This window comes from Pseudomonas sp. BF-R-24 (assembly GCF_019947335.1).
Classification (GTDB): domain Bacteria; phylum Pseudomonadota; class Gammaproteobacteria; order Pseudomonadales; family Pseudomonadaceae; genus Aquipseudomonas; species Aquipseudomonas jessenii.
In genome coordinates, this window is the sequence record NZ_JAGYGG010000045.1 from 32,310 (window position 1) to 41,492 (window position 9,183).

Annotated in this window: 9 protein-coding genes; 6 read left to right on the forward strand and 3 right to left on the reverse strand. The window is 59.3% G+C overall.

The window, feature by feature from the left end; all coding sequences use genetic code 11:
• Positions 1-140 precede the first annotated feature (140 nt).
• From KGA98_RS25095 to KGA98_RS25110, 4 genes are all read left to right on the forward strand, one after another.
• Entirely contained in the window at positions 141-2,030 is a 1,890-nt protein-coding gene (locus tag KGA98_RS25095; RefSeq protein ID WP_223504292.1) for a methyl-accepting chemotaxis protein, read from the forward strand.
• A 209-nt stretch (positions 2,031-2,239) separates the two neighbouring features.
• On the forward strand, positions 2,240-3,352 hold the full coding sequence (locus tag KGA98_RS25100) for a glycosyltransferase family 4 protein (protein WP_057713504.1): 1,113 nt from the start codon (positions 2,240-2,242) through the stop codon (positions 3,350-3,352).
• Positions 3,345-4,121 (forward strand): DUF2334 domain-containing protein, encoded by a 777-nt coding sequence (locus KGA98_RS25105; protein ID WP_223504294.1) that lies wholly within the window; start codon positions 3,345-3,347, stop codon positions 4,119-4,121. Before KGA98_RS25100 ends, KGA98_RS25105 begins: the two co-directional genes overlap by 8 nt.
• Positions 4,118-5,113: a YbhN family protein gene (locus tag KGA98_RS25110; protein ID WP_154909431.1), complete on the forward strand. Its 996-nt coding sequence runs from the start codon at positions 4,118-4,120 to the stop codon at positions 5,111-5,113. The genes KGA98_RS25105 and KGA98_RS25110 overlap by 4 nt, the downstream gene beginning before the upstream one ends.
• Here KGA98_RS25110 and KGA98_RS25115 read toward each other — a convergent pair.
• Complete coding sequence (locus KGA98_RS25115; RefSeq protein ID WP_173677941.1) at positions 5,100-5,276, reverse strand: hypothetical protein; 177 nt, start codon at positions 5,274-5,276, stop codon at positions 5,100-5,102. The two genes, KGA98_RS25110 and KGA98_RS25115, sit on opposite strands and share 14 nt — an antisense overlap.
• A gap of 86 nt (positions 5,277-5,362) precedes the next feature.
• Positions 5,363-6,211, reverse strand: coding sequence for a formyltetrahydrofolate deformylase (gene purU, locus KGA98_RS25120; protein WP_057713501.1), 849 nt, complete (start codon positions 6,209-6,211; stop codon positions 5,363-5,365).
• A 336-nt stretch (positions 6,212-6,547) separates the two neighbouring features.
• Between purU and mvaT the strand changes: the two genes are divergently transcribed.
• Positions 6,548-6,925 (forward strand): histone-like nucleoid-structuring protein MvaT, encoded by a 378-nt coding sequence (gene mvaT / locus KGA98_RS25125; RefSeq protein WP_007933316.1) that lies wholly within the window; start codon positions 6,548-6,550, stop codon positions 6,923-6,925.
• 99 nt (positions 6,926-7,024) lie between these two features.
• On the opposite strand, the gene sbcB is transcribed toward mvaT, so the two are convergent.
• Positions 7,025-8,455, reverse strand: a complete 1,431-nt coding sequence (gene sbcB, locus KGA98_RS25130) for an exodeoxyribonuclease I (RefSeq protein ID WP_223504296.1) — start codon at positions 8,453-8,455, stop codon at positions 7,025-7,027.
• Positions 8,456-8,655: 200 nt separating this feature from the next.
• Between sbcB and KGA98_RS25135 the strand changes: the two genes are divergently transcribed.
• Positions 8,656-9,183: RDD family protein (locus KGA98_RS25135; protein WP_223504298.1), on the forward strand; the 528-nt coding region annotated here is incomplete at its 3' end.

Here is a 9,183-nt window from a genome sequence, read left to right on the forward strand (position 1 = left end):
CGACAAAGCAGTCAGACACGACCTGGTCGGAAATTTCCCTAAGGAGAGTCGGAAAATTCACTTGCTTTCAACCTTGCCCGTCGTGCGTCCCTTTATAAAAGCACGCGCTGGACATTAAGACCTTAGCGGAACCCCAAGCCATGAACAAAAATCTGCGTTTCAGCCATAAAATCCTGCTTGCTGCCGCCCTCATTGTGATTGCTGCCTTCGCCTCCTTTACGCTGTACAACGACTACTTGCAGCGCAATGCCATCCGCCAAGACCTGGAAAATTATCTGCAGGAAATGGGCGCGGTGACCGCCAACAATATCCAGACCTGGTTAAACGGGCGCAGCCTGCTGATTGAAAACCTGTCACAAACTGTCGCGCTCAACCCCGATGCCGACAACGTTTCCAGCCTGCTTGTACAAAAAGCCGTGACCTCGACCTTCATGGGCGCCTACCTCGGCAGCAAGGATGGCTCTTTCATCATTCGCCCGGACAGCAAGATGCCCGATGGCTACGACCCGCGTGCACGTCCCTGGTACAAGAGCGCGCAAGGCAGCAGCGGTTCGGCATTGACCGAGCCTTATATTGATCTGGCCTCCGGCCAACTGGTGATTTCCATTGTCGACAGCGTTATCAAGGACGGCCAGAACATCGGCGTGGTCGGTGGCGACCTGAGTTTGCAGGTGATCGCCGACAGCCTTGGCAAGCTGGATTTCGACGGCATGGGTTATGCGTTCCTGGTCAGCTCCGACGGCAAGATCCTGGTACATCCCGACAAAGCGCTGGCGATGAAGACGCTCAAGGATGTCTACCCGCAAGACACGCCGGCCATCAGCAGCGCCATGAGCGAAATCCTGGTCGACGGCAAAACCCGCATCGTGACCTTCACCCCGATCAAAGGCTTGTCATCGGTCAACTGGTACATCGGTCTGTCGGTCGATAAGGAAAAAGCCTACTCGATGCTCAGCGAATTCCGCGCCTCGGCTGTGGTTGCGACCATCATTGCCGTGGCCATCATCATCGCCCTGCTCGGCATGCTGATTCGCATCCTGACCCAGCCGTTGCACGTCATGACCCGCGCCATGGCCGACATCGCCGACGGCGAAGGCGACCTGACCAAGCGCCTGACCATCCAGAACAATGACGAATTCGGCACTCTGGGCACTGCGTTCAACCGTTTCGTCGAGCGCATTCACGGCTCGATCCGCGAAGTGTCTTCGGCCACCGGCCAAGTCAACGAAGTGGCATTGCGCGTAGTGGCCGCCTCCAACTCGTCGATGTTCAACTCCGACCAGCAAGCCTCGCGCACCAGCAGCGTCGCGGCCGCAATCAACCAGCTCGGCGCCGCCGCCCAGGAAATTGCCCGTAACGCCGCTCAGGCTTCGAGCCAGGCCAGCGATGCCCGCAGCCTGGCCGAAGACGGCCAGCAAGTGGTGGACCGCAGTATCGTGGCGATGAATCAATTGTCGAGCATGCTCAGTGCGTCGAGTTCCAACATCGAATCGCTGAACAGTAAAACGGTGAACATCGGGCAGATTCTCGAAGTGATCACCAGCATTTCCCAGCAAACCAACTTGCTGGCGCTCAACGCCGCCATTGAAGCCGCCCGCGCCGGTGAAGCCGGTCGTGGATTTGCCGTGGTGGCGGACGAAGTGCGCAACCTGGCACATCGCACGCAGGAATCGGCGCAACAGGTGCAAACCATGATCGAGGAGCTGCAGGTCGGCGCCCGGGAATCGGTCAGCACCATGAGCGACAGTCAGCGCCACAGCCAGGACAGCGTGGAAATCGCCAACCTTGCGGGTGAGCGCCTGAACAGCGTGACGCTGCGTATCGGTGAAATCGACGGCATGAACCAGTCGGTGGCCACCGCGACCGAAGAACAGACCGCCGTAGTGGAGTCGATCAACGTCGACATCACCGAAATCAACACGCTGAACCAGGAAGGTGTGGAAAACCTGCAATCGACATTGCGCGCGTGCTCGGACCTTGAGCAGCAGGCGGCGCGGTTGAAGCAGTTGGTAGGTAGCTTCAGGATCTAAGGCAACCTCACCGGCCTCATCGCGAGCAAGCTCGCTCCCACAGTAGATCTATAGTGCGACAAAGATTCCTGTGGGAGCGAGCTTGCTCGCGATAGCGGCCTGCCAAACGATACATCCCCCCGCCGACATCCCTCCCGCAAACCCCAACCGAACATCTATCCTTCATATAGGTCAACCAAAGGAGAAACAGGACCGGAGGATCGTTCATCGTGCATATCGCGGACATCACCATGTTCTACGCCCCTGCCAGCGGAGGCGTGCGCACTTATCTGGATGCCAAGCACCGTCGCCTGGGCATCAAGCCAGGCATTCGCCACAGTTTGCTGATCCCCGGATCGTCCTTTGGAGAGCAGGATGGCATCTTCACAGTTCCCGCCCCTGCCCTGCCCTTCGGCAAGGGCTATCGCTTTCCTCTGCGTCTGGCGCCCTGGCGCAATGTCCTGCAAGACTTGCAACCCGACCTGATCGAAGTCGGCGACCCCTACCTCACCGCTTGGGCGGCGCTGGATGCGCGGCGCCAACTCGATGTGCCGATCATCGGTTTTTATCACTCGGACCTGCCCCTGCTGGTCAGCAACCGCATGGGCAACTGGGTGACCAACAACGTCGAGGCCTATGTCAGCAAGCTCTACGGCAACTTCGACAGGGTCCTGGCGCCCAGCCGGGTCATGGCCGACAAACTCACCGGGCTTGGGGTCAGGAATGTCTTCGTGCAGCCGCTCGGCGTCGACCTGCAAACCTTCAATCCCGATGCCAGAGACCCCGGGCTGCGGGCCGAACTGGGTCTGGACGAAAACACCCACCTCTTGATCTTTGCCGGGCGCGGTTCCAAGGAAAAAAACCTGCCGGTGCTGCTCGACTGCATGAAACGCCTGGGCCGACGCTATCACCTGCTGCTGGTTGGGTCGTCGATGCCCACGGCCGTGCCCTCCAACGTGACGGTGATCGACGAGTTCTGCCCGGCGGCGCAGGTGGCCCGCCTGATGGCCAGCGCCGACGCCTTGCTCCACGCTGGCGATCAGGAAACCTTCGGCCTGGTGATACTCGAAGCCATGGCCAGCGGTATTCCGGTGGTAGCCGTGGCGGCCGGGGCTTTCGAAGAAATCGTCACCGAGGACTGCGGCCTGCTCTGTGCGCCGAACAATCCCGCCGCGATGGCCACCGCTGTTCGAGAACTGTTCGGCTCGGGCAGCGTAGCGCTGGGCCAACAGGCGCGATTACATGTCGAACGACATTATGCCTGGGACACGGTGGTCACCAGTTTGCTGCGCCACTACCACGCCGTGCTCGGCAGCCAATGGCCGCTGACAGCCAATGGTTGAGCCCATGAACAGTCCCGCTTTACTGCTGGTACTGCACGACGTGGCGCCGCCCACCTGGGCCGATTACCAGCCGTTCGTCAAAGCCGTCGACGCTTTGGGTGGCGTACCGATCACCTGGCTGGTGGTGCCGGATTTGCACAAACACAACAACCTGGACGCCCATCCGCAGTTTTGCCGCCAGCTCAGTGCCAGGGTCGCCCGGGGCGACGAACTGGCACTGCATGGCTATTTCCATTACGACGACGGGCCGATGACCATCAATCCCAGCGACTGGTTCATGCGCCGGATCTACACCCACGAAGGCGAGTTTTACCGTTTGTCGCAGGAAGATGCCCTCGCCCGCCTGCGTTCGGGCATCGAGATGTTCCACCGCCATGACTGGCCGCTGGAAGGGTTCGTCGCCCCGGCCTGGCTGATGAGCCAAGGCACTCGCCAGGCATTGCGCCAATTGCCGCTGAGTTACACCAGCGACTCGCAACATTTATACCGGCTACCGGATTTCACCGCGCTCCAGGCGCCGGGGCTGGTCTGGAGTGCGCGCAGTGCCTGGCGCCGGGGTGTGTCGAAGCTCGTCAGCGACCGGCGTGAACAGCGCTGCCAGCACGCTCCGGTGATTCGCCTGGGCCTGCACCCGGTGGACATGCGCCATGAGTTCTCGCGCCGATACTGGCTAAAAACCCTTGAGCGCCTGCTCGACAACGGACGGGTGCCAATGACCAAGGCCCACTGGCTGGCGATGCAAAACGACCGACTGGGCCGTGCCGCATGAGTCGCGCACTGCTGTTGCTCGTCGGTCTGCTCGCGGCAGTGCTGATTCCATTACTGTTGGGCGGCAGTGAAATCTGGTCTCGGCTGACCGCCTTTCCGCTGCCGTGGTTGCTGGTCATGTTCGGCATGATCCTGTTGTGCTGGGGGGTGAACACCCTGCGTTTGCGCCTATTGCTGGGGGATCAATGCGACAAGGTCGGCCGGCTCAGGAGCCTCGGCATGGTGATGGCCGCCGAATTCGCCTACTGCGCCACGCCCGGCGGCAGTGGCGGGCCTCTGACGATCATGGCTTTGCTGGCGCGTCACGGTGTGCGTCCAGCCAGGGGCAGTGCGGTGTTTGCCATGGATCAACTGAGCGACTTGCTGTTTTTTCTCTGTGCCCTGAGCGGGATTCTGATTTACGCCCTGTTCCAGCACCTCAGCCAGCGTATGGAATGGATGCTGATGGTCAGCGCCGTTTCGCTGTTCGGCGGCCTGGTCAGTTGCGTCATGGTGGCGCGCTATCACCGATTATTGATTCGCCTGAGTGGTCGTTGGCTCGCACGACTCAATGTCAAAGCGACCACTCGAATGCGCTGGGCGCGCAAACTCCTGCAGTTTCTGGCGGCGTTTACCGACACGTTGAAGTTGCCCGTGCAGACCTTGATCAAGGTATTCGCCCTGACCTGTGTGCATTGGGGCCTGCGCTACAGCGTGCTGTACCTGGCGTTGCGCGGGCTCGGCGCGGATTTGCAGTGGGCCTGGAGTTTTCTGATCCAGATGCTGGCACTGAGCGCCGGGCAATTCAGCCTGCTGCCGGGCGGAGCCGGGGCGGCTGAGCTGACGTCCGCTGCGCTGCTGGCGCCCATGGTCGGGAAGTCAACGGCAGCCGCGGCGATCCTGATTTGGCGGGCGGTAACCTATTACTTCTACTTACTGGTCGGTGGGCCGGTGTTTCTGCTGATGCTGGGTCGGCCGCTGCTGAAGAAGTTGATGAAACTCAGGCAGGCTTAGGTTTGTCCTCGGGCTCTTGCTGCAACTGTTCCCACAACTGCGCGGCGTCGGGAAACTCCGTACCGGTTTCAGGCCCCATGTCATCCGGGTCGTAGCGGCTCAGGCAACCCTCGCCCAGCGTGGCGGGAGCCTTGGAAGTGGCTTTGTCCAGTGGATCGGCCATGGTCATGTCCTCGGTGCAAAAACGGCGAAGGGCCTGAAGCGATTGAACGCCCAGGCCCTTCGAATTTCAACTGTGACGTACGTCTGTCAGAAGACGACGGTCTTGTTGCCGTGCACCAGCACGCGGTCTTCCAGGTGATAACGCAAGCCACGGGCCAGCACCATTTTCTCGACATCGCGGCCGAAACGCACCATGTCTTCGATGCTGTCGCTGTGGTTGACGCGCACCACGTCCTGCTCGATGATCGGGCCGGCATCCAGCTCTTCGGTCACATAGTGGCAAGTCGCGCCAATCAGCTTCACGCCGCGCAGGGAGGCCTGGTGGTACGGCTTGGCACCGACGAACGACGGCAGGAAGCTGTGGTGAATGTTGATGACCTTGTGCGCGTATTCGCTGCACAACTCAGGCGGCAGGATCTGCATGTAGCGGGCAAGTACCACCACTTCGGCATCGTGTTGCTTGACCAGGCGCGAAACCTCGGTGAAGGCTGGCTGCTTGTCCTGCGGATTGACCGGGACGTGGTAGTACGGAATACCGTGCCACTCCACCATGCTGCGCAAGTCATCATGGTTGGAAATCACACAGGAAATTTCGCAGTCCAGTTCATCGCTGTGCCAGCGGTGCAGCAAATCGGCCAGGCAGTGCGACTCGCGGCTGGCCATCAGGACAACGCGCTTCTTTTGCTCGGTATCGGTGATGCGCCAGTCCATCGAGAACTCTTCGGCGATCGGGGCAAAGGCTTCACGAAACGCTTCGATACCAAATGGCAGGGAGTCGGCACGGATTTCGTGACGCATGAAGAACCAGCCACTGAGATTGTCCGAGTGATGGCTCGCTTCAGTGATCCAGCCATTGTGTGATGCCAGAAAGTTACTGACTTTGGCAACGATGCCAACACGGTCCGGGCAAGAAATCACCAGACGAAAAGTGCGCATGAGGGGGGAACTCCAGAACTTCGCAAAGGCCGCCATTCTAGCGATTGCGCAACAAAACTGCAGTATTGTTGACGTTTCGCCCTGCCGGAAGGTCAGTGCGGCAGGGCGGACACCAGCAGTGCCTGCTTGCACAGATGCTCTTGCGGTGCCGGCCAATTGTTAATTTATGTATATCTGACAGACCGGGACCACACTAATAATCGCACTACCAATGCGCGCAAAAACCCCGGCAATTAAATTAAATAAACTTGCCTTAAATGTTTACTTGATGAAACACCGTGACTATTATTGCCGCACTGTCATCTGCCATCCAGCGCACAACATAAGGTAGTCCACATGTCCTTGATCAACGAATATCGCGCCACCGAAGAAGCTATCAAAGAGCTGCAAGCCCGTTTGAAGAACCTGTCCCAAGACGACAAACTGCAAACCGAGCTGGAATTCGAAGGCAAACTGCGCACCCTGATGGGTGAATACTCCAAGTCCCTGCGCGACATCATCGCGCTGCTGGATCCAGAATCCAAAACCAAGGCACCACGCGGCGGTGCAGTGAAAACTACCGGCACCAAGCGTGCTCGCAAAGTTAAACAATACAAAAACCCGCACAACGGTGAAGTCATCGAAACCAAGGGTGGCAACCACAAGACTCTGAAAGAGTGGAAAGCCAAGTGGGGCGGTGACGTGGTGGAAGGCTGGGCTACCCTGCTGGGCTAAGCCTCAGAGCTTGTCGCAGATGGATCCGTGACAAAAAATAACGCCAGCAAATGCTGGCGTTTTTTTATGCTCGGCGTTTAAGCCCTGGCATGTTCGATTTCAAAGACTCAAACGCTGGCGCAGTCCCTGGACATAATCCTGCCAATCACCGAGCACCCCCTGCTGAAACGCAGTAGCACTAACGCTCAATTGGGCCGCGGCTTCTACAAAACTTTCAAGGGTATTTGGCGCACCCCATTCAGGGTCTGACAAACGTTTCTGACAGAATATTCGCCAGCGCTCTTGCTCTTCTGAATTCAACGTGTCGGGAAAGTTGCGTGCGCGATATCGAAACAGCAATTCAGGCAAACGTTCGTCATCGAAAGGCCACTGCTCTTGTGCCAATTGCATCGGGTCAACGGTCCTGACTTGTTCACACAATCGCCGATCCCGATCACCGATAAATCCATCGTATAACTGTTGCTCCGGATCCTGGCTCTGGGAAAAGTCTTCGCGGGCATAAATCGCCAGGATTTTATCCAGCCAAACTTTCCGGGCGTCATTGAGCTGCGACACCCTCTGCTGATACAGCGCCATATCCAGCCCCAGACGCTGCTGATCTTCCTGGCGAAGTACCGACAACGGTGCCACCACCGGACACTTGTTGATGTGAATCAGCTTCAACGGCACCGGCAACTCGCCTTCGGCCAGTTCGTCGCGGCGGGTATACAAGCGCTGGCGCAAACTTTCGGCATCCAGGTCGAGCAGGCCCTGGGGATCCAGGTGCAGGTCACAGACAATCAGGGCGTTCTTGTTGCGCGGATGCCAGGCCAGCGGCAACACCACCCCCACATAGTTGCGCGCGGCCGAAAAACGTCCGGAAACATGCACCAGCGGTTGCAGCAGGCGTATCTGGTCCATGACTTTTTGCTTGCTGCGCAGTTGAAACAGCCAGTCGTACAGCTTTGGCTGTTTTTCCCGTATCAGGCGCGCCAGGGCGATCGTCGCGCGAACGTCCGACAGTGCTTCGTGGGCATTGCCATGATCGATGCCATTGGCAGCGGTCAGGCGTTCGAGCTTGAGCGTGACCCGCCCCTCGTCATCGGTCGGCCAGACCAGGCCATCTGGGCGCAAGGCATAGGCGGCACGCACCACATCGATCAGGTCCCAGCGGCTATTGCCGCCCTGCCACTCCCGCGCATAGGGGTCGAAAAAGTTTCGGTACAGGCTGTAGCGGGTCATCTCGTCATCGAAACGCAAGGTGTTATACCCCGCACCACAGGTACCGGGCGCCGCGAGTTGGGCATGCACCCGGGTCATGAAATCAGCTTCGCTCAAGCCGTGCTCTTGCAGTTGCCCGGGGGTGATTCCCGTGATCGCGCAAGCGGCAGGATGCGGCAGGATGTCGTCACTGGGCTGGCAGTAAAGATTGACCGGCTCGTCGATTTCATTGAGATCGAAGTCGGTGCGCAGGCCGGCCATTTGCAACGGACGGTCACTACGGGGATTGATGCCAGTGGTTTCGTAGTCGTACCAGAAAATGGAGGTCACGGGCGATTCCTGAACTGAAGATCGGCAAAGTCTAGGCGTTCACCGCCCGCCCCGGCCAGTAGTCTTGTCATTCAAGCACCTTGCGCGACTCACCATGCAATACATAGTTATGTCGTTTCCCCCAGCCCCCGCCCCTCGAATAGGCTGCTAGCATCGAATGGATACACAATCCCGAATAAGGCCACATCATCAGGTTGCCCATGCTCAAGACCACAGCACAGCCACGGAATGCGCCGCTGTCACCGCCGCTGGATACGCGGTATCAGGTTGAAACGCCGGAGGGCGTCGACCTGCCACTGCGCCCGGCCGGGTTGATGGTCCGTGCGCTGGCATTCTCCATTGATCTTGGTTTACGCGGCCTGGTCCTGGGCGTGCTGTTCATTGTGCTGGCGATGCTCGGCAAACTCGGAGCCGGGCTCGGCTCGATCCTGCTGTTCGTGGTGAGCTGGTGGTACATGGTGCTGTTCGAGGTGCTGAATCACGGTCGCTCGCCGGGCAAGCAATGGATGGGCCTGCAGGTGGTGCACGACGATGGCACCCCGGTCGGCTGGTCGGCGTCGCTGTTGCGCAACCTGCTGCGCGTTGTCGACCTGCTGCCGTTCGGTTACTTCCTCGGGGCCATCAGTTGCCTGCAACATCCCCACTTCAAGCGCCTCGGCGATATCGCCGCCGGGACCCTGGTGATCTACCGCGAACGACCGCACACCCGCCCCCAGCTCCCCGAAGCC